Genomic DNA, 26,177 nt, shown 5'->3' on the forward strand with positions numbered 1-26,177 from the left:
GAGCCGCCTCAGGAGACCCCGACCCGCTCCAGCAGGTGCCGCGGGTCCGGTTCGGAGCCACGGAAGTCCCGGTAGGTCTCCATCGCGTCCACGGACCCGCCCGGCCCGAGCAGCCGGCGGCGGAACCGCTCCCCCGCCTCCCGGTCGAGCATCCCCCGCTCACGGAACCAGGCCACGGTGTCGGCGTCCATCAGCTCCGACCACAGGTAGGAGTAGTAGGCGGCGGAGTAGCCGCCGCCGAAGATGTGCTGGAAGTACGCCGAGCGGTAGCGGGGCGGCACGAGCGGGTGCGCCACACCCGCCGCCTCGAGCGCCCGCTGCTCGAAGCCCTCGACGTCGTCCGGGTCGCCGGGGAGCCGGTCGGCGGGTGCCTGGTGCCAGGCCTGGTCGAGCAGCATGGCCGCCAGCAGCTCCAGGGTGGCCTGGCCCTCCCCGAAGTGCCGGCCGGCCTGCAGCGCCTCGATCCACTCCCGCGGCATCGGCTCGCCGGTCTCGTGGTGCCGGGCGTAGCGGGCGATCAGCTCGGGCTCCCACGCCCAGATCTCGTTGACCTGGCTGGGGAACTCGACGAAGTCGCGCGGGACCGACGTACCGGACCGGGACGGGTAGCGCACGTCGGACAGCAGGCCGTGCAGGTCGTGGCCGAACTCGTGGAACAGGGTGATCACGTTGTCCCAGGAGAGCAGGCTCGGCTGCCCGGGCGCCGGCGCCGGGAAGTTGCAGGTGTTCGTGACGACGGGCGCGCGATCGAGCAGCGTGGACTGGTCGACCAGCGACGTCATCCAGGCGCCGCCCTGCTTGGTGGGACGGGTGAAGGGGTCGATGACGACCGCGCCGAGGGTGCTGCCGTCGGCGTCGAGCACCCCGAAGACCCGCGCGTCGCCGGTGTATCCGACGAGGTCCTCGCGCTCCCGGAAGGTGATGCCGTAGAGCGCGGTCGCGGCGGCGAAGACGCCGTCGTGCAGGACCCGGTCGAACTCCAGGTAGGACCGCAGCAGCGACTGATCGACCGTGAGCTGCTCGGCCCGCACGATCTCCTCGACGTAGTGCCAGTCCCAGGCCTCGAACGTCTCCCCCGGCGCGATCTCGGCGAACCGGGCCGCGAGCGACTCGGCCTCGCGCTGCGCGTTCTCCATCACCCCGGGGGCCAGCCGGGCGAGCAGCTCGTCGACCGCCGGGGTCGATCCGGCGCAGCCGTCCTCGGCGACGTACGCCGCGTGGTGCGGGTAGCCGAGCAGCTGTGCGCGCTCCTGACGCAGGCGGCCATCCGCAGCAGCGTCTCCCGGGTGTCGTGCTCGCCTTCGAGACCACGCCGGACCGAGGCACGGTGCACCCGCTCGCGGGTGGGCCGATGGTGCAGCGAGACGAGGAGGGGCTGCACCGAGGTGTTGGTCAGGGTCAGCAGCCAGCCCTCCTGGCCGGCGCTCTCCGCGGCCGCGCGGGCGGCCTCCCGCTGCTCCTCGGACAGGCCGTCCAGCTCCGCCTCGTCGGTGACGTGCACGGCGGCCGCGTTCCTCCCGGCGACCACGAGCTGGGCGAATCGGGTCTCCAGGGTGGCCAGCTCGGCGTTCAGCTCGCGCAGTCTGTCCTGGGCGGCGCCGTCCAGGTGGATACCGCCCCGCTCGTAGTCGCGCAGCCGCTCCCGGAGCAGGTGGGCCGACTGCAGGTCCAGCTCCACCTCCCCCGCGGCGCTGCGCTCGGCGAGCGCACGCAGCCGGTCGTAGAGGCCACGGTCGAGCAGGATCGCGTCCGCGTGCGCGGCCAGCAGGGGCGAGATCTCGGCGTCGATCTCGTCACGGGTGTCGTTGGTGTCCGCGGCCATGGCGGTCCAGAAGGCCTCCAGGGCCCGGTCCAGGGTGGCGCCGGTGCGCTCCCACGCCTCCAGCACGTTCTCCACCGTGGCCGGCTCGGTGCTCTCCGCGACCGCTCGCAGCTCCTCCAGCTGCTGAGACATCCCGGTCAGCAGCGCCTCACGGAAGTCCGCGTCGGTGAGCCGGGCGTAATCGGGCAGCTCGAAGGGCAGCGTGGATCGCGTCAGGAGCGGGTTCGCCATGGGCCCATCCAAGCACCCGGAGCGGTATGACTGAGCGGCGACAGAGTCGCCCCAACTGGTCGTTGCGGATGCGGTCGATCAGGTCTGGCGAGGCGGCTTCAAGCCCAAACCATGGGCCGGCCCCGATGGCCGGCATTTACGACCCGTGGGACCGCCGGCACGGCGACCTTCGCATCATTGCGCCGGCTCCACCTTCCTGGCATGCCTCCGGCCGGAGCCGACGCTCGCTCTCGAGCTAGTCGACCGAGGAGGCTCACACGCTGCTACTGCCGACGGACGGACCGGCCCTTCTACCCGGCGACTAGATCGCGCCGGCGCAGTACCTGGATCGCCAGCACAGCAGCGCCGAGCCCTCCGGCCAGGAGCAGCCACCAGTGGTTCCAGGCGATCTCCTCGACCGGGATCTGTCCGAGCAGCTCGATCGGCGAGAGATTGCGCGCCCAATTTGGAAGCTGGAGAGTGGGGCCGAGGAGCGCGACGGTGGTTGCCCACAGCACCGCCAGCCAACCCACGACCGGCAGACGCGGCGAAACGCCCAGCAGCAGGGCCCCCGCCCCCGCCACGGCAACAGCCGGGGCGACGTAGGACAGGATGCTCAGCAGAGCATCCTGAGCGACGCCCAGATCGGAGCCGGTGAGCACCGCTCCCACGCCGAATCCCACGGCTCCCATCAGCAGCAGTACGACGAGTTCGATCGCCACGACGAGCAAGGCGACCGACCACCACGTGGTGCGCGGCAGACGTGTCGACAACACCACGCCCAGTCGGCCGCTCAGCTCCTCGGCGGCCAACCGTGCCACGGCCTGCACGGCCAGGGCCATCGCCATCTGTCCGATCAGGACTCCCGCCAGGTAGGTCATCATGGCGTCGGGCGTGTCACTTTGGCCCAGCAGTGCCTCCGCCAGGGCCGGATTGCCTTCCAGCAGCGAACGCATCTCCTCCGCGAGGAGACCGGCAGCGACACCCCACGCGACCGCACCCACTGTCCATCCCACTGCCGAGCCGGCGGTCACGTGGACCGCCAGGGCGAACGGTCCGTGCAGCCGGCCGGCGTCCGGACCGCGTCGAGGTGCGATCAGACCGGCTCCTAGGTCTCGATTAGACCGCAGCGCGACGGCGATGCCGAGCAGGGCCACTGAGGTGCCGGTGAGGGCGAGGTAGGGCCACCAGGGCGGGTCTCCCGCATACGGCCGGGCCAGGGCCAACCATCCCATCGGGGTCGTCCAGCCGAGGTCCCAGGACTTGCCATCGAAGACCGCACGGACCAGATAGAGCACACCGACCCCGCCGAAGGCGAGCCCCGTGGCCGAACGTGCCGACTGGCTGACCTCGGCGCAGATGAAACCGAGCCCGGCCATGGTGAGCAGAAAGGCACCCAGCGCCAGGGCGTAGCGCGCGGTTCCGGACGAGTCGTGACCGGCCGCTGTCACCGCTGCCCAGATGAGCGCCGCGGATGCCGCGATAGTGGACGTCACCACCACCACCGCCGACAGGAGCGGCCCCAGTCGGCCGACCTGCATCGCCGAGATCAGATCCTCGCGGCCCAGGTCCTCCTGGGTCCGCGTCGTGCGGATCGCCAGCATCACGACGATCGCGGGCAGTATCAGCAGTCCGAAGAACCCCACCTCATAGGTCGCGATCCCGCCGATGCGGTCCAGGTCGTAGGGACGGCCGTTGAAGGCCGCAGTGGCCGGCGAACGGCCCAAAGTCGCGGCGTACTGGGCGCGCTCCTGCCGCGTTCCATAGAGATCGAGCACGCTCCCCATGACGGCAGCCACGAGCCCAACGATCACGAGGACCGCGAGAGCGAAACCCATCCACCCCGTACGCAGTTGGAGCCGGACCAGGCGTGCGGTTCCGGTGACGGCGTTCGTCGCGGCGCTCACAGGTGCCTCTCGGCGCGCGTGTCATCGAGTTCGCTGGCGGACTCGCTGGTGGATTGGTAGTGGCTGAGGAAGAGCTCATCGAGGCTCGGTGGCTGTACCGTGAGGGCGAGTGGCCGCAGGGTGAGCAATGCGGCGAGGAGGTCGGTGAGTTGGTCGGGGTTCACCCGCATGCTGGTGTGCACGCCATCGCGAAGGTGGCGCTCGGAGGAGACCTCGACCCCTGGGCGAGCCAGGTCGGCCGCGACCGGCTTGGAGGTGGTGCATTCGACGGTGGACGCCGATTCGGCACGGAGGTGCGCCAGGGAACCCGAACTGACGATGACGCCCGCGCGGATGATGCTCACGCGCTCACACAGTGCCTCGACCTCGGACATGATGTGACTCGAGAGGAGCGCGGCAGTACCTTGCTCCACGCGTTCGCGCACCACAGCTTGGAACTGTGCCTCCATCAACGGGTCCAAGCCGCTCGTCGGTTCGTCGAGCAGGAGCAGGTCCGCGTTCGTCGATAGTGCCGCGATGAGCGCGACCTTCTGCCGGTTGCCCTTGGAATAGGACCGGGTTCGCTTGGTGGGGTCGAAGTCGAACCGTTCGATCAGGTCGGCGCGCCGCTTCGGGTTCGGGTGGCCCTGCAACGAGCCGAGCAGATCGATGCACTCCCCACCTGTAAGCCCTGGCCACAGGGCAACATCACCGGGCACGTAGGCCACCCGCTGGTGGGCCCGGACGGACTCCTTCCAGATGTCGTAGCCGAACATGGTCCCGGTCCCGGAGTCCATCTTGATCTGCCCCAGCAGGCCGCGGATCGTGGTCGACTTCCCGGCGCCGTTGGGTCCGAGAAAGCCGAGCACCTCCCCGGCTCCGACCGTCAGATCGACGCCGGCCAGCGCCCTGACTTGCCCGAACCGCTTGGTCAGCCCCCGGCACTCGAGCACCGCAGTCGTCATCCCCTTGCCCCTCCTTGTTGGCGTGGTCGTGCTCGGATCCCGGATACGCCGTGTCGACGCAGCCGAGCTTCGCCCTCCTCGCCAAGGGCCCACCGATACGCAGGCAGCGCCAAACTCGTCGTCACGAGCGCAACGACGGTGAGCATCGCGAAGAGGGGGGTGTCGATGACTCCCAGCGAGAGCCCTACATTGATGAAGATCAGAATCATCAGCCCGCGCGCGTTCAGCAAGGCTCCGAGCGCCAGCCGCTCGCGCTGGGCCCAGCCGTGGCCGAACGATCCCAGCCAGGCGCCGGCGACCTTGGCGACGAAGGCGGAGGTGAGAAGCACTCCCAGTGCGCGCAGCATGTCCAGATTGGCCAGCGTACCCAGATCCGTCACCAGTCCCGAGGACACGAAGAACATGGGCAGCAGAAGCGCCGACACGACCGGCATGAGGGAGATCTCCACGGCGTGAACGAACGGCGGATGGCGGGGGAAGCTGGCCCCGACGATGAAGCCTCCGAAGACCGCATAGAGCCCGATCCACTCTGTGACGGTGGCGGCGGACAGAACGAGCACCACCAGCCCCGCGATGGCCACCGCGCCCAGGCCCTCGCCTCTCGATGCCTCGGCGACGCTGCGGCGCAGTAGCCGTGGCAGGACCGTGAAGCATGCCCACGCGAACAGCGCGCCCGGAAGCAGGGTGCCCCACAATGCGCCCTCGACGTTGCCCGCGACCCGGGCGGTGACCAGAGCCAGCAGGCACCACGCGATGACATCGTCCAGCGCCGCTGCGCGGACAGAGACGATCCCCAGGGACGTCCCGATGATCCGCCGCTCCTGCAACACACGGGTCAGCATCGGAAAAGCAGTGATCGACAACGAGCCACCCACGAACAGGCAGTAGGTGGTCGGATCGACGGCCGCCGGTCGCAACCCGGTGAGGACTGTGGCGGCGAGCAGGACGCCTAGAGTCAATGGCAGGGCTATCCCCAGCGCTGCGATCCTCACCGCCAGCACGGCCGCACCTGTGGGGGCGGGGAGGGCTCGGTGCTCGAGCCCTACGTGGAACATGTAGAGCGCCAGGCCAACCGTGCCCAGGGTGGACACCAGACCCTGGGCGGAAGGTCCGAACAGATAGCCGCCCACGTCAGGAGCGACTCGGCCGAGCAGCGTCGGGCCCAGGCAGATGCCCGCGACCATCTCGCCCAGCACCGTGGGCTGCCCGAAGCGACGGGCCACCCACCCGAGCGCCTGCGCCGCCACCACCACGGCGACCAGGGTCGAGAGGCCCGCCACGATCGGGGCCACGGCGTAGTTTCCTAGCGACATCCTCTGTTCCTCACCAGCCGGGTCACCGGGTCCGGTCCGTCATGGCCAGGATTTCCCGGGCTCGAAGCCCGTCGAACTCGCGTCGGTGACCCGCGCGATCCCACAGTTCGCGCAGGGATCGAGGCAGGCTCCGCGCCCGGGACCGGTGGTAGAAGGAGTCCTCCGGCAGATGCTCCAGCAGGCGGGCATGAGCCGCGGAGTACTGGTGATAGGGCAGCGCGGGCACCATGTGGTGAAGAGCGTGGAGGCGGAGGCCGACCGGTGCCCACAAGGCGTCCAGGAGCGGCCGATGGTCGTAATTGAGCGTGTCTCGCACCTGTTCCAGCACGCTCATGCCCTCCTCGTCGCCGACGTAGCGGTGAGCACCCAGGAGGCGTGTCGTGTTGAGCACGACCACGACGAAATAGGTCAGGTAGAACTGCGCGAGCCAGGCTAGTGGGATCAGCCCCCAGATCGCACCCCCGGCCACCGCGGCCAACCAGCCCGAGGTGGCGACTTCCTGCAGGCGCCAGGACCGGGCCTGTCTCCCGGGCGCGGGCACCGCCCCCTCGTGCTCGATGTCCAGCTTCAGCGCAGATGACTTGACCCACACCCGCCGCCGCAGCGCAGGCACCACCCAGGACATGGGAGCGTAGACCCCAAACCTAAGGAGACCGTAGAACGGCAGCACTGGAGCCGCCGCCAGAACGCCGACGATGGCAGTACGGGGCAGGCGGGCAAGCGGGACGTACTCGGCGTCGCGTCGCGTCCCGTAGTGGCGCCAGTTATGGTGTTCGGCATGGCACTCGTACATAAACAGGGGGATGAAGAAGGGCACCCCGACGAGCCCGTTCCAGACCATCCGGAAGGTCCGAAAACTCCGTCGCCCCGGGAAATGCACGATCTCGTGGATGAACACGGCACTGCGATAGGCCAACAGGGCCGCACCCACGATGGCGACCCAGGCGAGCGGCGACCCGAGTCCCAGCAGGGCCGCGCTCACCGATGCCGCCAGCATGCCCAGATAGGAGCAGATGAAGTCCGTCCAGTAGATGCGCATGTTTGGCTTGAGCAGATCACGCAGTAGTCGGTGCACCTCTTGGAGCGTCTTGGCCTCAGTCTCGGGCACGCGCGGTCGCATGGTCACCCCTCCTGTCGGTCGGATCGGTCCGTCAGAACCAGTCGCACTCCGCGCGCGGGCCGCAGATTGATGACCAGTTCGGCATCGGGAGGTCTAGGGTCGGCCGGTGCGAATCTGAGGCGCTGCACCAGCGTCGCGGTCAGCGCCTGTCCCTCCAGCAGGGCCATGTAACTCCCGACGCAGGCGCGCTTGCCAACACCGAACGGCAAGTAGGCGTGCCTGGGAGTCTCCTGCGCCCGGTCGGGGCCGAACCTGTCCGGGTCGAACCGAAGCGGGTCGGGGAACAGGTCGTCGCGTCGGTGCATCAGGTAGGGACTGATGAAGACCAGGGTCCCGGCCCTCAACCGAACTCCGCCCAGGGTGGTAGAGCGCCGAGCGGCGCGCAGCATCGCGGCCGCCGGCGGATATAGCCGTAACGCCTCCTTGAACACCGCCATGGCATACGGGATCGCCTCGAGGTCGGCGAGGTCCAAAGTGCCCGATCCGCCCGACTCGTCGATCTCCCGCGCCAGTCGCTCCTGGACCTCGGGGTGTCGGGCGAGCAGGTCGAGGCACCAGGCCTGGGCGTCGGCCGACGTCTCGTGGGCAGCTCCCCAGATGGTGCGCACCTCGTCCAAGAGTTGGGGTCGCGCCATCGTCATGCCATCGGCATCGCGACGTTGTCGGAGGGCATCCAGGATGGTGCGGCTGTCGGCCGGTGGGGCATGACTCTGACCCGCGAGCTCATTCAGGCGCGCGTCGATCGAGGCGACCGCCGCGCGCATGCGCCGGTTCCCCGGGGTCGGCACCCACGCGGGCGCGACCACCCCCGACAGGGCGCGCATCTCCCACTCGAAGGCGGTCACGATCGACGCCGCCAGCGCGCCCTCGTCGCGCAGCGCCCGGCCGAACAGCATGCGCCCGACGATGTCCATTGCCAGGGCGTTGACCAACGGCACGACGTCGCACACACCACGAGGCCACGCATCGGCAGCTGCAGCCGCCTCATCGACCATCACCCCCACCTGTCGATCGATCTCGGCCGGCACGAGCGTGGGTTGGACGAGCCTGCGCTGCCGCCGGTGCAGATCGCCGTCGCTGGTCAGTAACCCGTATCCCAGCACGGGTCGCAACGCCGCATGCTGACGTCGGCCCTTGGGGAAGTCGTCGGGGCGCTCGACCAGCACTTCGCGGATCAACGTGGGGTGGCTGATCACAACCGCCTTCAGTGGCCCGACCCGCACCTCGGCCACCTCGTCGCCCGTGGCGCCGGCGGCCTCCAACAGCCCGAGCGCGTCCGTAGCCAGACGAGGGGTGCGATCGGTCCAGGACTTCATGAGCCGACCAGCTTGCCGAGCTCCAACTCGGGCACCGAGGTGGGCTCCTTTCTGGGCGTCGCCGATCGTGCTTGGTGAAAGGCACTGGACGGACGGCGAGCATTCGACGGCAGCATGCGCGCGGCCCTCCGACGCAGACGGCGCGCCGAGGTATCGGCGACGTCGTAGGCCAGTGCGGCGGTGTTGAAGATCAGGAGCATGTAGCCCGACCCGGCGAGCATGAGCGGGCGCTTCTCAGTCCCCTTGACGCGCATGAATCCGGGTTCGGGGATCTCGGGCAAGGTCAGATCGACCGGTCGTGACGCCGCCTTCGGCAGGCGCCAGACGCCGGGCAGGGCGGCTTGGGCGCGCAGCCCGGTCTTGGTTGGGGCCAGGTGAACCCCATGCTCGAGGCGCCACAGGGCGTTGGCCTCGAGAACGTCACGCCAGCGCTCGACGAGGTCCGCCACGCGGTGCGGGGCGAGCATGTTCCACGGCATCGACTGCGACAGGAAGAGGCGCCGCTTCAAGCCCTCGCGCAGACTGGCGTACTCGGGAGTCTCCGCGTCCGTGGCCCCACCGGTCTCGGCGAGCCAGCGGCTGATGCGGTATCGACCCAGGAGAGCGGCCCCGAAGATCATGTAATCGAGGAGGTGATCGAAGGTGAAGAACCGACTGTCGGCCAGGGCGGGTCCGTACTTGCCCTTCACCATGCTGGCTACGAGCCGCCAGTCCGCCTGCGCTGCCTCGTCGATGCGCCGAAGGTAGGTCTCGTCCAACTGCCCTGTCGCCAGGTCGTGCGCCACAAGGTTGCAGACGTGCCACGACAGCTGGAGCGAGAGAGAGATGCCCTGGCTGTAGTAGGCGTCGACCATGGTGCTGGCATCGCCGACGATCGCGAACCGCCGTTCCGAGACGAAGGTATCGGTGTAGCGCTGTACGTCCTTGTAGGCAGAGAACTGGAGTTCGTTAGCCGGCGAGAGCCAGTCCAGGACGGGATATCGCGACAATGCTTCCCAGAAGACTTCTCGAGCGGTGAGGTCGCTCCAGACACGATCCCGGTTCCAGCTCACTCCCACCGACACTCGATCCTGGGACAGCTTGATGATCCAGATCCAGTAGCCTTCACCCCAGAGGTGAACGGTGTCCTCATCACGGCGGATCTGTTCTCCGTCGGGGAAGGTGAAGACCCACCGATCGTCGAACAGATCTTCGGTGCACCCGTCGAACTGGGCCCACGCGGCAGATGTGCGGAAGGCTCGCTCGGGGGTCGTGTCGGTACCGAGGCGGCGCGCCAGCAGCCGGGAGCGACCGGAGCAGTCGATCACCCAACGCGAGCAGGCGACCCCCTCGCCATCGGTCGATCGCCAGTGCACCAGGTGGTCGCCGTCGTCGGCCACCTGCACGTCGGAGACCTTCCCGTGGACGACGCGGATCAGTGGGTGGTCGGCGACATTGCGGCGCAGCCCATTTTCGATCTCGGGCCGCGCGATCTGCATGTCGCCGAACATGATTCGGACGAACCACTGATCCTCGATCGCATCCAGCCAGCGCTGGGGCAGGCGACTCTGAAAACCCCACTCGCAGACGTCGTCATCGAAGGCGTGGCGCCCCTCCATGCCGCGCGCCATCCAGAAGCCGCCCTTGGGCCGGGATCGGCACAACTCCTCGTCGACGTCGCCCAACGCACGCAGGAAGGCGTTGGAGTAGACCAGGAGCGACTCCCCCACCTTGTACCTCTCGTGCTCCCCGGGCCCGCTGGCATCGATCAGGGTCACCGAGATCCCGCGCTTGGCGTAGGCCATCGCGTTCACCATGCCGACCAGGCCGGCACCCATGATCGTGACGGATGTGGACACCTCCTCCTTTACGTCGTCCGCGGTCGGCGCGGTGGCGTCGGACACCGCGCTCATGACCTGACCCCGCTCCCCGATCCGGACTGGGAGCGTGATCCGCCCAGGCCGCGCTCGATCCGCAACCGCGGTCCGATGCGGGACCTCAGTCTCCGATGGCGATGCTCGAATAGGGCAGTGGCGATCCGGCGATGGATGGCGCGGGTGGCCCTCAGCCCTGGCCGGACGTCGAGAAGAAGTCGATCCGTAATCCAGGTTCCCTCCGGGGTCGGGGTCAGCGTCCGTTCGTGGCCCCAGAGCCGGGTGGTGCGAGTCGAGGACTCCTCCCGAAAGCGCTCACCCGGGGTGACCTCGGCGAGCATCAGCTCGTCGTAGTCCACGGGCAGCACGCCGAAGAGCCGAACCGAGCACCTGCCGGCCGGCTCGCCGACGGGCACGTCGGCCAGGCGTGCCCATGTTGCGTGGGCGGGCATGCGCATCGTCAACAGCGGGGCGAGCTCCTCGTTGATTCCTCGCGGAGTGCCGATCTGGAACCACAAGTCCTCGGCACGCACACCGAGGAGGAAGGAGCTGATACGAATCTCGTCGCGCCCGGTATGGAGGGCTGCCGTTTCCGCTTTGGGTACCTCGTGGGTGGTCACGGGAATCCTTTCGTCGGGCTACAGTCGAACTCGTGGGGGGAAGCGGGTGGCTCGGATCGTGGGAGGGAGCCCTGCGTCTGGTCGTGTTCCCGCATGCCGGAGCCAGCGTCGCCACCTACATACGGCTGCTCCGCGGCGCACCGGCCGGTGCAGCCGTGGTGCGGATGCCTGGGCGTGACCTCGACGAGGCGGCTGCCGCCCAGACGCGGGTCACGGCCCACCAGGTCACCCACGGCGTGGTCGAGGCCATCGGCCAGGCCACCTCCGAGCCCCTCGTCATCTGGGGCCACAGCATGGGAACCCTGCTGGCGCTGGAGGCGGTTCGCCGGCTCGAGGTCGCTGGCGGGCTGGTGTCCACGGTGATCCTGTCGGGTCGCGACTTCGGCGACCTCGCTCCCGAGTCTCGCCACCTGTGGACGGAAGAGGAACTGGTCGGCTACCTGCGAGGCCAGGGCGGAACTCCTGAGGTCGTGCTCGAAGATCGCGACATGCGCGAGTACGCCCTGGCGACCCTTCGCGCCGACTTCGCTCTGGCGGCGACCGCATGCTGGGACCGCGAGGCCAAGGTCGACGCACGCATCGTGTCGGTCCACGGCGACGCGGACGCTGCCCCCAGCGCGGAGGGAATGCACGCCTGGCTGCGCGCGAGTCGCTCCGGTGGCGAGTGCGTGCGGATGCGGGGTGGCCACTTCTTCTGTTGGAGCGACCCCGCCTTCCTGGAACTGATCACCGCCTGTGTGCAGGGGCGCGGCTGAGAAGATCCCTGTCCGCGTCCCGCACGTGGACCTCGCGCTGGACGGGACCCACTCCCAGTGGACGTCAGGAGCCTCGTCCCCGCACACGGCGACGGCCAGGGAAGCGCCGGGCATCGTGATCGCACGTGCCCGCCCGGCCCCATAGACCTCATCCTCGATCAGCGCGTCACCCTCGCCGACCAAACGCACCGTGACCCGGCTCATCGCATGCGCCAGTCCGACGCCCAGACACTTGAGCCAGGCCTCCTTGACGACCCACAGGTCCCGAACCCGCTCCGACCGGGACGAGCCCGTTGGCAACGCGTGCCGCTCACGGTCCGCCAGGATCCAACCCTCGAGCGCCTGCCAGTCGCGCCAGTGTGTGGTCATCACATCGATCCCCACGGCCTGACCGGCGGCGGCCGTGACGACGACCTCCCGGTCGTGCGCGATGCTGGCGTGACCGTGGGCACTCTGCAATATCGGTGGGCCGACCGTGCTAGCAACCAGCACGTCTCGCGGATCGGTGTGGCACCGCCGCGAGACCGACACCCGCAGGAGGTGCCGGCCCAGTAGGTACTGGTAGCGACGCTCCGAGGAGACGAAACGCCGCGCCCGGTCGGATTCTTCGGCCGTCACGTGCCAGAGCGACGTGTTCGTCGACTCCCCGAGACGCCCCACCAGGACGTCCACGGGAACGCCGCAGGCGGCTGCCGTACGGGTCCCGTCCGACATCACCGATCGACCGCCTGATGTTCCAGGTGGAGGGCGAAGCCCATTTCGCGAGCCTGCCGACCCACCAGGCGGACCGCGTCGAGGTCGAGGCGGTCGCCACGACTCAGCACCGGATCGTGCAGACGCGCCGCCGCGACAAGGGTCTCGGCCGTGCAGGCATAGGTGACTCCCGGCGGCAGCCCGAAGTCGACCCCCAGGTCCGCATGGCCGGGTAGTCGCACCAACCCACCAGCCACGACGGTCACGTCTGGCCGCTGCTCCGCGACGTTCGGACCCACGTTAGGCGGTTGGGACACATCGCAGACGACAGCTCCGCGGATCGGCAGGTCCGGGGTGACGGCCAGCCCGGGCGACGACGTGGCGACCACCACCAATGGTGAACGAGCCATGCTGGCCCGCAGATCGGTCTCAAGCACGATTAACTCGCGCTGCCGGAGTTCCTCGAGCACGCGACGATCGCTCCAGCCTGCGTTCACCTCGATGACGGCACGCGCAAGATCACCGGCCTCTGGTGACGTCCCACGCGCGCGCAGGTGTACCACCACGTCGAGGGCCAGGTTTTCCAGCCGGGTGTGGGTGCGCGCTGGATGCGCTGGGTTTCCGACCAGCACCAGGGAACCAGCCTGCTCGGCCAGCAGGAGACTCGTCGCGCGGCCGATATTTCCGGCCGCACCCACCACCGCACATCCCGTGCGACCGACGTCGCAGCGGGTCGCGCCCAGCCGAGTGAGGGCATCCACGGCCGAGGACACGGTGAAAGCGTTGCCGGTGGTCACCAGCGCACCGACATCGCCGAGCAGGTCGCCGTTGGCGGTGACGATCGAGGTGTAGGCGCCGAGCCCGACGACCTGCGCCCCGCGGTCCACCGCCTCGAGCGCCGCCTGCCGGACCAGGGAGACCGCTCGCTCCTGTGGCATGTCCATCAACTGCGCGGCGTCGTGCGCGAGCGCGAAGACCTCTCCGAACGTCGAGTCGCCGCCCTCGACGTGGACACGACACGATCCCATCAACATGCCGGCCGGGCTCTCGGCGTTGCGGCACATGTTGAGCCGGTCGAACAGGACACGTACGTCTTCGCCTGCCATGCCCAAGGAAGGGTCGAAGGAGGCGTAGCTGGCCAAGTCTGTCGGGTGTGCCAGGAACGCCCAGCGCACCTCCTGTGGCAGTGCGGGTCCTGCGCAGGTCGTATCCGGACCACGCGTGTGCCCCACCGATGCTCCAGCAGTCGCGCCAGGACTGCCGGCGGCAGGCACCAGGTGTCGCACGAGGGATCCGCTTCGCCCCTGAGACATCAGTCCCAAGGTGTCGTCGAGGGCGTCGAGTACCTGGTCGACCTGACTCTCAGTCACGGTCAAGGGCGGCTCGATGCGCAGCACCCGGCCGCTGAAGAAGGTCGGCGCCACCCGGACGCCGTGCTCGGCGAGCAGATAGCCGCACGCGATGCCCGCCAGCGCCTCGGCATCGGCAAGGGACCGCAGCAAGCCCTGATTCGGGAAGCGATCGGCTCGGTCGGTGAGTTCCAGACCCCACAGCAGCCCCCGCCCCCGCGCATCCTCGCAGACCCGGTCGTGCCGGCGCACCAGGTCGCCGAGGCCTTCTGCCAACTGCTCACCTCGTTGGCGCACGTGCGCGAGAAGGGCGAAGTCATCGCGCACGAGCAGATCGATACTGGCAATCCCTACCCGCGCGCACAGCGCGTTCGCGCCGAAGGTAGAGGTGTGACGCTGGTCGAACGCCTCGCTCTGCACCTGCCGGGTGAAGAGGACCGCGCCGATCGGAACGATGCCGCCCCCCAGCGCCTTGGCCACCGTGATGACGTCGGCGCGTACGCCCTCGTGCTCGGCGGCGAACATGGCGCCGGTTCGCCCGAGCCCGGTCTGAACCTCGTCCAGAACCAGCAACGCATCGTCGTGGTCGCAGAGCTCGCGCAGTCCCGTCAGGTAGCCGGCGGGTGCCGGCACGACGCCCCCCTCGCCCTGGATCGGCTCGACCATTACCGCCGCGATGTCCGAACCCCGCTGGGCGAACAGGGCGCGCATCGCCTCGAGGTCGCCGAATGGTACGTGGACGAACCCGGCGACCGGGGCTCCGAACGGCTCCTGATAACGGCCCCTCCCGGTCAGCGAGAGCGCGCCGAGCGTCTTGCCGTGGAAACCGTTGTCCGCGGCGACGATGAGGGATCGGGTCGGGTGGTGTGCCCGGACGAGCTTGATCGCCGCCTCCACTGCCTCGGCTCCCGAGTTGCACAACCAGGCCCGCTCGATCCCGGCCGGGGAGATGTCGACCAGGCATCGCCCGAGATCACCGCCGGCCCCCAGCAGAGAGGGTTGCACCAGCGACGGCTCACCGGCGCGTTGGACGGAGGAGATCGCCTCCCAGATCTGGCCAGGGTTGTGCCCGAAGGGCAGGGCGCCGTAGGCACCGGCGAAGTCGAGGTAGCGGCGACCCTGAGCATCGAAGAGGGACGTCCCTGACCCCGACACGAACTCCACGTCGATGCTCAGTCCCCGGAGCATTGTGCCGACGCCTGGGTTCACGAACTCATCGAACGGATGTCGCGTGCTGGTGGCCGGGCGCGTGGCCTCAAGGAGACCCCGCAGACGCTCTCGCTTGGCCTGGGCAGATTCGGCGGTCGTCGTCATCGGTCCCCCTCCTTGCTGAGTGCCGCGAGCAGCGCGTCTACCTCTGCATCGCTCATCTGGCTGACGTCCGTGCGCGCACCGGCCGCTCTCCCGGGGACAGCGACGGGTGGCCCGTCGGGCTTCGGGGCACCCGGTCCTGCGGGCGAGGACAACCGATCGGCCAGGTCGGCCAACGACGCGCCGCCCAGTAGCAGGGTCATCGGCACGGCGATCGCGAACTCCCCCTCGAGCCGATTCTTGATCTCGACGAACTGCGCGGAGTCGACGTCGAGCTCGGTCGCGGGGCAGTGCACGTCGACGGAGTCCATCGAGTCGTCGACGGCCTCGGCGACCAGTTCCTGCATCCGTCGCAGGACCTCGCACGGCTCGACGGCGTCGCACCGGGGCGCCTCGGCCATCCGCGCCCCCTCCGACCCTGAGCCGGGCAACCACAACGGCGCGCCGACGAGCACGGTCGTCGGCAGGTCGGGGATCGGGCTGCTGGGACCGATCATCTGGGACCAGTCCAGCGCGGCACCGTGCGCCCACGCCTGGGCACACGCCGCACGGCAGGCGTGGTCCAGGCCGTTGTCGGCAGCATCCGCGACCTGGAACACGCGAACGTCGCGGTCCACCTCCTCGGCGATCCGGTGCACGTGGGAGGCCAGCACCGGCTGCGGCGACACGTCGATGAAGCGAACGTTCCCCTCGGCCAGCGCAGTGCGCACAGCACGGTCGAACATCACGGGTCCGGTCAGGTTGTTCCGCCAGTGCGAGCGATCCAGACGCTCAATGAACACCTCGCCGGTCACCGTGGAGAAGAGTGGAAGCCTGGGGCTGCGCGTCGAGGTCTCGACCTCCAGGTCGTGCCATGACCCGTGCCGCGCCAACTGGGGTGAGTGGAAGGCATAGTCGGTGTCGAGGCGGTGCGCGCGCGGACAGTCCGGGTGGGCGAGGAGTTCCTCGACTGCGGCGCGCGGTCCTGACACCACCGTCGCGTGGGGGGAGTTGATGGCGGCGACTCCGAGATCGGAGATCGTCGCCCGCTGAAGGAGATCCTCGACGTCGGCGCGGTCGGCTCGCAGCGATACCATCGCCCCGTTCGCGGCATGAGCATGATGCCGCTCGGCGCGCGACCGGATCAGGTCCGAGGCCTGGGCCAGGCTGAGGAACCCGGCGATGTGACTGGCCACGACCTCGCCCAAGCTGTGTCCCAGAGTTCCCGTCGCATCCAGTCCGAGGTCCAACAGGCGCCGCGCCGACGCGCTCTGGACGACACCCACCACGGCCTGAGCCACCCTGGTGTCCCGGCTCCGGGCCGGGTCCTGGCGCGCCGCGTCGATCAGCTGCGCGAACCTCGACCCGGATGACGTGGCATCCCAACGCTCGGCCTCGGCCGTCACAAGAGGGTCCTCGAGCAGCATCGTCGGCCATGAGGTGGCCTGACCGCCGAACAGGAGGACGGTGCCCCCAGCCTGGCGCTCCTGGGGCGCCGGGGCAGAGCACATCTGGCCGGGCGCGCTGACCCACGCTGAGCGGTAGCGGAAGTGCGTGCGCCGCAGGGCCAGCGTCGAGGCCAACGGAACACGTTGCTCGGGATGGGCGGCCAGATAGCCCTCCACCCCGTCCGCCAGCGCTGAAGCGCTGGCCTCGGTATGACCGCTGACCGCCACGATTACCGGCTCCGAGCATCGTCCGGATGAGGCGCCCGGACCGACCGAGTTCGACTCCTCGACCGTTGGCACAACCGGCGCCTGCGACAGGATCACGTGGGAGTTCGTGCCACCGAAACCGAAGGAGCTGACCGCCGCGTGGCGCGGCCCATCGCCGGCCCACTCGGAGCCTTGAGAGGGCACCGCGAAGCGCGTGCCCGTCAGGTCGACCTCCGGGTTGAGCTGCCCGAAGTTCGCCTGGGGAGGGATCAGCCCGTTCTCGATAGCGAGCACGGCCTTGACCAGCGACGCGATCCCCGCCGCGGACTCCAGGTGACCTATCAGCGGCTTGACAGATCCGAGCCAGCACGCCGGGCCGTCCGCCTGGCCTCCATAGACGCCGCGCAGCGCCTCGACCTCGATCGGATCACCCAACGGCGTTCCCGTGCCGTGTGTCTCGACGTAGCAGATCTCGTCCCCGGCCAGACCGCTGGCGCTGAGCACGCGGGCGATCAACTCCCCCTGTGATGTCGGGCTGGGCGCGGTGAGCCCGTTGGTCCGGCCGTCCTGGTTCACTCCGCTGGCGTTGATCACCGCATGGATGTGGTCGCCATCCTCGAGTGCACGTGCCAACGGGCGCAGGACGACGGCAGCCACGCCCTCTCCGCGCACCATCCCCTGCGCGTCCGCGGCGAACGTGCGCGTCTGTCCGTCCGGAGCCAGCGGAAGCGCACGGCCGGTCACCAGCGAGGAGTCGGGTGCCAGGATCAGGTTGACCCCGCCCGCGATCGCCGCGTCGCACTCGCCTGCGCGCAGGCTTTGGACCGCCAGATGCACCGCGACCAACGACGATGAGCACGCTGTGTCCACTACCAGGCTCGGACCGCGCAGGCCGAACAGGTAGGAGACTCGATTGGCGATGATCGATCGTGCGTTTCCCGGCCCGGTAGCAGCCGTGACCGGGACATCGGCCGTGGTCAGTGCCGTCATGTAGTCCTGGTGACCCGCACCGACGAAGACGCCGAGGCTCTCGCCCTCCACGTCCGCGGGCACACGCCCCCACCGCTCGAGGCTCTGCCACGCCGCCTCAAGGAACAGGCGCTGTTGTGGGTCCATGGCCCGCGCGTCGGACTCGGAGATCCCGAAGAACGCGTGGTCGAAGTACTCCACGTCCTCGATCGTCCCGGCGTATTCGCCGCCCCCGACCTGCGGTGGCCGGCCCGCCCAGCGCCACGCCGGCACAGGGCCGGTAACAGATGCGCCGCGCATCAGAATCCGCCAATAGTCCTCAGGGGTCCGCACACCGCCCGGAAGTCGACACGCCAGGGCGACGATCGCAATCGGTTCGTGCGCGGGCACGGCTGAGGTCTGTGCCAGCCTCTGGCGGAGGTCTCGAATGGTCTGTGAGGCTGCCCGCAGAGCGTCGGCGGCCTCGTGGTCCAGGTCGGGCATCAGTGCTCCTCCTCCCTCGCCAGCAGCGACCGGAGCTCGGTGAGTGCGTCGGTGTCCGACGGCGGGGACGCCGATTCGGAGGCAGTGCCTTCGGCGAGAGTGTCGGTGGCGGTCGGGGACTCTCCGTCGCCAGCGATCACCGCATGGTGCGCGCCCGCGAACGCCGCCACGAACTCGCCGGGGGTGGGATGGCGCCAGAAGGAGACCAACGGGATGCGCATCCCGAGCTCGTCCTCGAGGCGGCGGCGGACCTCGGCCGCACGGATCGAGTCCAGTCCCAGGTCCACGAAAGCGGTGGACTCCAGGCTCATAGATGCGGGCAGCGCCGGCAGGCACGCGGTGAGGGCTTCGGTGAGCGCCGCCTGTACCGAGGCATGGGAGCGTCGTTGCCGGGGCAGCTCGATGACGCCGACACCATCCGATCGGGGAGCAGCCACGTCCGGCGGCGGCACCAGGTCGAGGCCGTGCAGCGCGGCTACTGGACGTGTTCCCGCCCTCACGCTCACCCAGGAGACTTGGTCGGCTGCGGTCGCCGACCAGGCCACCTGTACGTCCGCTCCGGGTCGAAGATCTGCGGCCGCGGGGTGAACCTCCACTAGGTCGATGCCGGTAACGGGGCCGGGTCGCACCGTTCCCTGGGTGGCGAGCTGGCGTGCGGCCAGGCCGATCGCGGCTGCGTTGACGGCCGTGTCCAGCACCCACCGGACCACGTCGCCGCCATCCGGCACGACCGCCGTGGCGTCACCCGACAGAGCCGTGACGGTGACCTGGCTGATGTCACGGGCATCGATTCCGAGCTCAACGCCCGCGTCCGCCAGTTGGCCGAGAACGGCATCGATATCCACGATTTCGCCTGGCATCGACCCGCCCATGGGCTCGGCCTGTTCAGCGCGCACCGGGTGCCGATCCTCGCTGGTGGGCTGAGCACTCGCGAAACGCATGACAACGCGGCCACCCACGGCGACGCGGCCTGCCAGCAGGTCAACCACGGGCTGCGGTCCACCACCCAGCGTCACCGGCGCCTCCAGCCGCAGCCGACTGACGCGCGCGGTGGTCGAGGCGAATGACGACCCGTCGACGGCCGCGCTCAGCACCAGCCAAGCGCAGCCTCCCGCCGAGAGCGTGTCCTCTCCGTGGACACGGTGACCGGGCGAGACCGGCGGCACGTCGAGCGCCGGGTGCGGGGAATGACCCAAGTTATCCCGGGGCGCGCCCAACGGCGGGTGGAACTGCAGGTTGTCGAAGGCGTACAGGGGCAACCGCCGGACGTCCTGCGCTTCGTAATTACCCGGGTGCGTCGCCGAGGGATCAAGCGGCAGCCCCGCCTCGAACAGCCGCGCGAGCATGGCGGGCAGGTGGGGCGCTTCGCGATCCCCCGTCCAGGTGGCGGTGGCCGTGGACACACCGTCGCGCATGGCATCGAGGAGGAGCGGGTGCGGCGAGACCTCGACCAGATGTGTGACGCCGTCCGAGGTCGCTCGCCCGATGGCCCTGGCGAAGTTCACACCTCGCCGCAGGTTGCGCGCCCAATAGGAGGCGTCCGGCCGTGTGTCGTCCCCCTCGCCCTCCACCGTCGAATAGCGCCGGATGGCGCCCGGCATGGGATCCAGCTCTCCCAGGTCGTCTTCCAGGAGCGTCGATGCTGCCCCCATGTAGCGGGAGTGGGATGGATAGCCCACCCGCACTCGTCGCGCCGAGAGGTCGGAGTCCAGGCTGTCGGCGAGGAGGGCATCCAATTCGGGGTCGGGTCCGGAGAGCAGGACCGAGCGCGGGCCGTTCACCACGGCTAGGTCGAGACCGGGATAGGACGTCAGCACCTCACTCGCCCGCTCTCGCGTGCACTCCAAGCTGACCATCCCACCCAGCCCGGGAGTGGTGGCCACCACGGCGTTCCTGGCCACCACCACCGCGCACCCTTCCGCGAGCGACAGTTCCCCGCTGACCACGGCCGCTGCCACCTCACCGACGCTGTGGCCAACCACGGCCAACGGCTTCACGCCCCACGAGGTCAGGAGCCGGGTCAGGGCGATCTGCACGGCGAAGATGAGTGGCTGGGCCACCGCGGCATCCTCAAGGTCGGCTTCGACGTGTCGTCGCATGAGCGAGGCGATGCCTGGACCGCCAGCACGGGTGAACCCGTCCGCGATCTCATCCACCGCTTCGACGAAGACCTGCGACCCGAGGAGCCACTCTCGGCCCATTCCGCACCACTGCGAACCGTGGCCGGAGTAGACGAAGGCGATCCGCGCAGACCCACCCAGCGCCTCGTGAGGAACCGCGGCCCGTTCCAGTGCTTCCGCCGCCGCTGCCGGGTCAGCGGCCGCCGCCGCGACACGGAAGGGCAGATGGGACCGTGCGTGCGCGGCGGCAGCGGCATAAGAGCCCCACCGATCCACGGGCAGAACCTGGAGAGTCCGGCGATGCTCCTGCAACGCCGCTTCCAGTGAGCGTGGGCTGGAGGCGGACACGACCACGACCTCCTGACCTACGGCGCCGACGCGCTCGGCCGGACCGGGGGTACTCTGACGATGCGACCGCGCCCCGGCCGGGGGGCCGAGGACGACGTGGGCGTTGGTCCCCCCGAAGCCGAAGGAACTGACCCCGACCGTCCCAGGTGGCAGTGGCTCCAGATCGGTGGCCACTGCGAGCCCGAGTCGGGAGAGCTCAATGCGAGGGTTCGGTTCCTCGAATCCCGCCTGGGGATGAATCGAGCCGTGGTCGAGGACACCCAGGGCCCGGACCAACCCCACCAGCCCGGCGGCCGCTTCGGCATGGCCGATGTTGCCCTTGGCGGAGCCGACATGCAGAGGTTCGGTGCGCCCGGCTATCACAGCCGAGAGCGCCTTGGCCTCGATCGGGTCTCCCAGCGGCGTTCCGGTGCCGTGCAGTTCGACGTAGCCGAGGTCGTCGCGGTGGATTCCTGCAGCGCGGTGTGCCGCGGAGATGACGTCGGCCTGCGCGCTTCCACTCGGCGCGGTCAGTCCGTTGGTGCGACCGTCTTGGTTGACCGCCGACCCCATGATGGTGGCGCGACACATCCCGCCCGGGTGGTCGAGAACGCGGCCGAGGATCACGACCCCCACGCCCTCCGCGCGCACGTAGCCGTCCGCGCTGGCATCGAGCGGGCGGCAGCGACCCGAGGGCGACAACGCCGTGAGGGCGGCCGCCCCCTGCTGGGCGATCGGCGATACCAGTGCGTTGACCCCGGCGACGATGGCTAGATCGCACTCGTCGTCACGCAAGGCCCGCCAGGCGGCGTGCAAGGCGACTAGCGAGGACGAGCAAGCCGTATCGATGCTGAGGCTCGGCCCCCGAAGGTCCCACAGATAGGACAGCCTGTTGGCTGTGACCGCGCCGGACATCCCGGTGTTGAGGTAGGGACTGGGCAACGATCGCCGCGCCTGGGTCAGCAGCGCATAGTCGTGCGTGGCCTGGCCGACGTAGACACCCACGCGCTGTCCGGCCAGATCGCCGGGCACGATCCCCGCGTCCTCCAGCGCGTGCCAGGCCGCCTGCGCGACCAGACGCTGTTGGACATCCATGTATTCGGCCTCGGCCGTCGAAATGCCGAAGTGCGGCGCGTCGAACGCCCACACGTCCAGCAGGAAGCCACCGCGGGTCACTCCCGGCGGCTGCTGCGCCCACGTGGTCAGCCGATCGCCGGGGATCTCTCCCAGACCGACGCCTCCCTCGGCGCTCATCCGCCAGAACTCGGCAAGGGTCTCGGCGCCTGGCAGCCGACAGGAGGCGCCGAGGACCCCGACGGCCGGATGGGATGAAAGCACGGACACGGCTAATCACTCCCTCCCGAGTCGGGCGAGCAGGTGTCGCGACAGGTCCTCGACCGTCGGATGATCGAAGAATTCCTCGGGCTCAATGACCAGGCCGATGCGCTCGCGCAACCCTTCCGCAACGGCGACCACGCCGGTCGAGTCCAACCCCAGGTCGGTGAAGGTTCGTCGCGAATCCACGGCTGTCAGGTCATCCTCGAGCTCGGGCTTCATCAGCTCGGTGATCGCGGCGCTGATGGTCAGTTCGTCCGGTCGGTTCATCGGGTCGTCTCCCTTGAGGCTGAGGCATCACTGGCCAGGGTCTCGATCCGGCCCTCGACCCAGAGGCGCTGCGCCAGGGCGCGTTGCACCTTTCCGCTCGTGGTCTGCGGCAGAACGCCGCGTCGTACGAGCCCCACCGTCGTGACGACCAGGGCGCTCTGCTCGGAGATGGCCGCGCGTACGGCCGACTCGACCTGCGCCACCTCGCCGGCAGTCATGGATCCCTTGCTCTCCACGAGCACGACCACGCGCTCCGCAGTGTCGTCGTCGACGCCGAAGGCCGCTGCCGTCGGTCCGAGTTGCGGGTGCTGCCCGAGGGCAATGGCCTCCACGTCCGAGGGCGCATGGTTCTCGCCGCGCTGCACGATCATGTCTCGCACCCGACCTCGGACGCACAGCTGGCCCTCGATTCGCACCCCCAGGTCGCCCGTGCGCAACCACGAGGCATCGGAGCCGACCACGCGGAAGCCGAACTGGCTCGCAGTGGCCTCGGGTTTGCCGTGGAACCCGCGCGCCATGCTGGTGCCCGTGACCCAGATCTCCCCGATGGTTCCCTCGGGCACCTCGCGGGCACTCTCCGGGTCGACGATCGCAGTCCGGACACCGTCGATGTCCGTGCCGCACCCCACCAGGGGCACGCAGGGCTCGCGATCCGGTTCACCCGGCTCGTAGACGCCGCGAATGAGGGCGTCCCGCCTGGCCCAGAACACGTGCGGCCCTGACTCCCCGCGGGAGATGGAGACCCCCACCGTATTCTCGGCGAGGCCGTAGGCGGGTGCCATGGCTGCCGGGGGGTAGCCATGGGCGGCGAAGGTGTCCACGAACCGTCGCATCGTCGCCGGCCGCACGGGTTCGGCACCGTTGAGGGTCAGCCGGAGGTGGGACAGGTCCCACTCCTCGTCCGGGTCCGGCAACCCGCGGCGCCAGCACAGGTCGTACGCGAAGTTAGGAGCGATAAGGACGCGGGCCCGATGCCGCGAGGCGAGCCGCAGCCAGTGCGCTGGATTGCGGACGAAGGCGGCCGGTGTCATCAGTTTGACCGTCATGCCCGCAGTGAAGGCGTGGAGGACACTGCCGATCAGACCCATGTCGTGGTAGAGCGGGAGCCAGGTCACGATCGTGTCGCCCTCGCGCGACCCACACGCGCGCGCCACGGCGAACGCGTTGCTCATCAGGTTGCGGTGACTGAGCTCAACGCCTTTGGGCGAGCCGGTGGACCCCGAGGTGTATTGGAGCATCGCGACATCGTCGGGAGCGATCCGGCGCCTCGGCTGCCGGGGCTCGGCATGCGGGGTGGGGGCCCCTGCCGCGGATGGCGTCAGGAGTGCCAGAGAGGGCGGTAGGTCGTGGCCGAACTCACTAAGGAACTCGCTCTCCCCCACCAGCGCGAGAGGGGCGCAGTCGACCACGATCGCGTGCAGCCTGGCCCGGAACGCTGCGGCGGCGCGGGTCGTGGTGACGGTGGGCGGGAAGAGCGTGACGGCGACCGACCCACTGCGCAGACAGGCGAGGAAGGCGACGACGTAGTCGATGGTGTTGGGGAGGGCGATCACGACGTGCCGTCCGGACGCGCCGATCAGGAGCTCACCCAGTCGCCGGGCCATCGCGTCGACCCGCCCGTCCAACTCGGCGTAGCTCAGCGCCGATGCATCGGTAAGCGGCTCGTCGATCGCCTCACGCCCCGGATGCATGGCGGCCCGTTGTGACAGCACCTCGGCGAGGCTTCCGCGCTTTTGAAGTTGTTCTTCGATGGTCACGGACACAGCCGTTCCTCCTTCAGCCAGCGGTATACGTCGGTCACAGATGCCTCGACATCCCCGGGGTCCATGTCCAGGTCTGCACGAGCCCGTCCCGCGTCGTACCGCAGGTGGGCGGCCGTGAGGTCGAGGTTCTCTGGCGCCATCAGGGTGGGCACCACGCAGCCCAGCGTGAGGCCCCGGCCGACGGCGCCGATCGCCGCCAGCACAACTGGGGGCACCACCATCTGCGGCGGCGGTGCCCCCACGATCCGGTTCACCATCGCGAAGAAGTCGCGATAGCTGAGGTACTGCGTGGAGAGGATGTATCGGTGTCGCGGCGCGTCACGGTCCATCGCTCCGACCGCGCCGGTCACGAAGGCAGTTTGGGAGCATAGGGACAGACCCCCTGGTGGCGCCACGCGCAGCTTTCCCCGAGCGGCCATGGTGATCAGGGCCGCCCACCCCTCCTTGAGGTCCGACCAGGTCGACACGACCGCCGACGGGCACACAATCCGAACGTCCAACCCGGTGCGGCCGGCGACCGCCTCGACGGCCTCGTCACCTGCCCGCTTGGTCAGGGAGTAGGAGTTGGAGGCGACCGACGTGGCGTAGGGGAAGTCCTCGTCGGCCACCACTGACGCAGGCGGGTACCCGATGGCGGAGATGCTTGAGACGTGGACGAGACGCTGGACCCCGGCCTCGGAGCATTGCTCAGCGAACACGCGGGCACCTTGGACGTTCACCGCGGCCATCTCGGCGTGCCGCCGGTCGGACAGCACCGCGATCCCGGCGACGTTGAAGGCGTGATCGCAGCCGGTCAGCACATCGCGTACGGCAGTGGCGTCTCGGATATCGGCGAATCGGAACCGGACCGGGGCTTGCGCCAACTCCCGGTTGACTCGATCAGCGGGGTGCCCCATGACGGTCACTTCGTGCCCATCGCGTGCGAGTCGGACGCTCAGGAGGGTGCCCAGGCTCCCGGTGCCACCGGCGACGACGACCTTCGCCATCACAGGTCCTTGCCGACAACGGTGTAGGTGCGGCGCGGCGGGGATCCGGTGCGTCCGACCAGGGTCAGGCTGGCCTGGTTTTCCTCGTGGATCCAGGTGGTGTGGACCTGCCGGTAGGGGCGCACCCGCCCCAGTGCCACGTCGGCGATCTGGGCGCCGAGCACACGCCCGGCGCCGGTCCCCTCCATGCCTGGAAGCACCCCGATCATCAAGATGACGGCACCGCTCACCCGCCGCCGCAGGAGGGGGTAGCGCAGGTAGAAGCTCACGCCGGGGCGGCCGCCGGCGTGGGCGAGCACCTCGTTCGCATCGGCGACCAGGAAGCTGAATGCAACGGGTCGCCCTTGCAGCTCCACGATCCTGATCAGGCGTGGGTCGACGAAAGGACGCATGGCCGCGAACTGCCAATCGAACATGCGCCGCGTCATTGGCAGCATGTCGTGCTGCTCGCTGAAGGTGGCGAGGAAGAGATCCCACAAGAGATCGATGTCTCGCTGTGCATGCCGCTTGTCGAAGGACCGCACGGTGAGCTCACCGCGATCCAGCACCGCCTCGCCCCGACGGCGCACGGCCTCCATCGCCGCTGCGTCCTCGGCCCCCCACGAATAGGTCCTCGTCCCGAAGCGGGGCTCGTACCCGCATGAGCGCACAAGATCGAGGTAGTAGGACTCATGATGCGGCTGAAGCAGCGCGGGCACCTGATCGAACCCTGCGGTCAGCAGACCGAACTCCTGGGTGGCGTCGTAGCTGTAGGGCCCCTCCACCCGTTGCATGCCGGCCGCGCGGAGCCAACTCTCCGCGCGCTCCAGCAGCGCCCGGGCCACCTCGACGTCGTTCACGCAGTCGAACCAGCCGAACCAACCGAGCTTGCCGAACCGAGCGACGTATCTGTGCTCGACGACGGCCGCGATGCGACCGACCACCTCACCGTCACGGGTCGCCAGAAAGTGTTCGACGTCGGCCTCGGCGAAGAACGGGTTCTTCTTCGGGTCGATGTAGTCGGCGACCTCGCGGTCCAAGGGCGGCACGAACTGCGGCGTTCCGTGGTGCAGGAGGCGCCCGGCCCGAGCGAAGGAC

At 69.3% G+C, this 26,177-nt stretch carries 17 protein-coding genes and 1 pseudogene; 1 reads left to right on the forward strand and 17 read right to left on the reverse strand.

All coding sequences use genetic code 11. The annotated features are described in order from the left end of the window. Positions 1-8 precede the first annotated feature (8 nt). From K8W59_RS08560 to K8W59_RS08600, 9 genes are all read right to left on the reverse strand, one after another. Positions 9-1,238: a M3 family metallopeptidase gene (locus K8W59_RS08560; RefSeq protein ID WP_223399769.1), complete on the reverse strand. Its 1,230-nt coding sequence runs from the start codon at positions 1,236-1,238 to the stop codon at positions 9-11. Further along, the gene (locus K8W59_RS08565; RefSeq protein ID WP_223399428.1) at positions 1,136-2,053 is read right to left on the reverse strand and encodes a gluzincin family metallopeptidase; all 918 of its coding nucleotides are present in this window, start codon (positions 2,051-2,053) and stop codon (positions 1,136-1,138) included. The genes K8W59_RS08560 and K8W59_RS08565 overlap by 103 nt, the downstream gene beginning before the upstream one ends. A 290-nt stretch (positions 2,054-2,343) precedes the next feature. Beyond that, entirely contained in the window at positions 2,344-3,939 is a 1,596-nt protein-coding gene (locus tag K8W59_RS08570; RefSeq protein ID WP_223399429.1) for an ABC transporter permease, read from the reverse strand. Next, positions 3,936-4,883, reverse strand: coding sequence for an ABC transporter ATP-binding protein (locus K8W59_RS08575; protein ID WP_223399430.1), 948 nt, complete (start codon positions 4,881-4,883; stop codon positions 3,936-3,938). The genes K8W59_RS08570 and K8W59_RS08575 overlap by 4 nt, the downstream gene beginning before the upstream one ends. After that, complete coding sequence (locus K8W59_RS08580; protein WP_223399431.1) at positions 4,880-6,175, reverse strand: cation:proton antiporter domain-containing protein; 1,296 nt, start codon at positions 6,173-6,175, stop codon at positions 4,880-4,882. Before K8W59_RS08580 ends, K8W59_RS08575 begins: the two co-directional genes overlap by 4 nt. Positions 6,176-6,218: 43 nt before the next feature. After that, on the reverse strand, positions 6,219-7,304 hold the full coding sequence (locus tag K8W59_RS08585; RefSeq protein ID WP_223399432.1) for a fatty acid desaturase family protein: 1,086 nt from the start codon (positions 7,302-7,304) through the stop codon (positions 6,219-6,221). Positions 7,305-7,318: 14 nt separating this feature from the next. Further along, the gene (locus tag K8W59_RS08590; RefSeq protein WP_223399433.1) at positions 7,319-8,632 is read right to left on the reverse strand and encodes a cytochrome P450; all 1,314 of its coding nucleotides are present in this window, start codon (positions 8,630-8,632) and stop codon (positions 7,319-7,321) included. Then, positions 8,629-10,524, reverse strand: a complete 1,896-nt coding sequence (locus K8W59_RS08595; protein WP_223399434.1) for an NAD(P)/FAD-dependent oxidoreductase — start codon at positions 10,522-10,524, stop codon at positions 8,629-8,631. The genes K8W59_RS08590 and K8W59_RS08595 overlap by 4 nt, the downstream gene beginning before the upstream one ends. Then, complete coding sequence (locus K8W59_RS08600; RefSeq protein WP_223399435.1) at positions 10,521-11,105, reverse strand: hypothetical protein; 585 nt, start codon at positions 11,103-11,105, stop codon at positions 10,521-10,523. The genes K8W59_RS08595 and K8W59_RS08600 overlap by 4 nt, the downstream gene beginning before the upstream one ends. An 83-nt stretch (positions 11,106-11,188) precedes the next feature. On the opposite strand from K8W59_RS08600, the gene K8W59_RS08605 reads away from it, so the two are divergent. After that, positions 11,189-11,860 (forward strand): thioesterase II family protein, encoded by a 672-nt coding sequence (locus K8W59_RS08605; RefSeq protein WP_223399436.1) that lies wholly within the window; start codon positions 11,189-11,191, stop codon positions 11,858-11,860. Positions 11,861-12,040: 180 nt separating this feature from the next. On the opposite strand, the pseudogene K8W59_RS20365 reads toward K8W59_RS08605, so the two are convergent. The 8 genes and pseudogenes from K8W59_RS20365 to K8W59_RS08645 form a co-directional block, all read right to left on the reverse strand. Further along, a pseudogene (locus K8W59_RS20365) lies at positions 12,041-12,574 on the reverse strand (4'-phosphopantetheinyl transferase family protein); the annotation flags it as partial. Beyond that, positions 12,574-15,216 (reverse strand): aminotransferase class III-fold pyridoxal phosphate-dependent enzyme, encoded by a 2,643-nt coding sequence (locus K8W59_RS08615; protein WP_223399437.1) that lies wholly within the window; start codon positions 15,214-15,216, stop codon positions 12,574-12,576. The pseudogene K8W59_RS20365 and the gene K8W59_RS08615, both read right to left, overlap by 1 nt. After that, positions 15,213-18,299, reverse strand: coding sequence for a type I polyketide synthase (locus K8W59_RS08620; RefSeq protein WP_223399438.1), 3,087 nt, complete (start codon positions 18,297-18,299; stop codon positions 15,213-15,215). Before K8W59_RS08620 ends, K8W59_RS08615 begins: the two co-directional genes overlap by 4 nt. Further along, on the reverse strand, positions 18,299-22,090 hold the full coding sequence (locus tag K8W59_RS08625; protein ID WP_317846320.1) for a type I polyketide synthase: 3,792 nt from the start codon (positions 22,088-22,090) through the stop codon (positions 18,299-18,301). The genes K8W59_RS08620 and K8W59_RS08625 overlap by 1 nt, the downstream gene beginning before the upstream one ends. 6 nt (positions 22,091-22,096) lie before the next feature. After that, positions 22,097-22,351: an acyl carrier protein gene (locus K8W59_RS08630; protein ID WP_223399439.1), complete on the reverse strand. Its 255-nt coding sequence runs from the start codon at positions 22,349-22,351 to the stop codon at positions 22,097-22,099. Next, the gene (locus K8W59_RS08635) at positions 22,348-24,114 is read right to left on the reverse strand and encodes a fatty acyl-AMP ligase (RefSeq protein ID WP_223399440.1); all 1,767 of its coding nucleotides are present in this window, start codon (positions 24,112-24,114) and stop codon (positions 22,348-22,350) included. The genes K8W59_RS08630 and K8W59_RS08635 overlap by 4 nt, the downstream gene beginning before the upstream one ends. Beyond that, positions 24,105-25,100 (reverse strand): NAD-dependent epimerase/dehydratase family protein, encoded by a 996-nt coding sequence (locus K8W59_RS08640; RefSeq protein WP_223399441.1) that lies wholly within the window; start codon positions 25,098-25,100, stop codon positions 24,105-24,107. Before K8W59_RS08640 ends, K8W59_RS08635 begins: the two co-directional genes overlap by 10 nt. Beyond that, positions 25,100-26,119, reverse strand: coding sequence for a GNAT family N-acetyltransferase (locus K8W59_RS08645; RefSeq protein ID WP_223399442.1), 1,020 nt, complete (start codon positions 26,117-26,119; stop codon positions 25,100-25,102). The genes K8W59_RS08640 and K8W59_RS08645 overlap by 1 nt, the downstream gene beginning before the upstream one ends. Between the last annotated feature and the right edge of the window lie 58 nt (positions 26,120-26,177).

This window comes from Nocardioides rotundus (genome assembly GCF_019931675.1).
In the GTDB taxonomy this organism is placed as follows: domain Bacteria; phylum Actinomycetota; class Actinomycetes; order Propionibacteriales; family Nocardioidaceae; genus Nocardioides; species Nocardioides rotundus.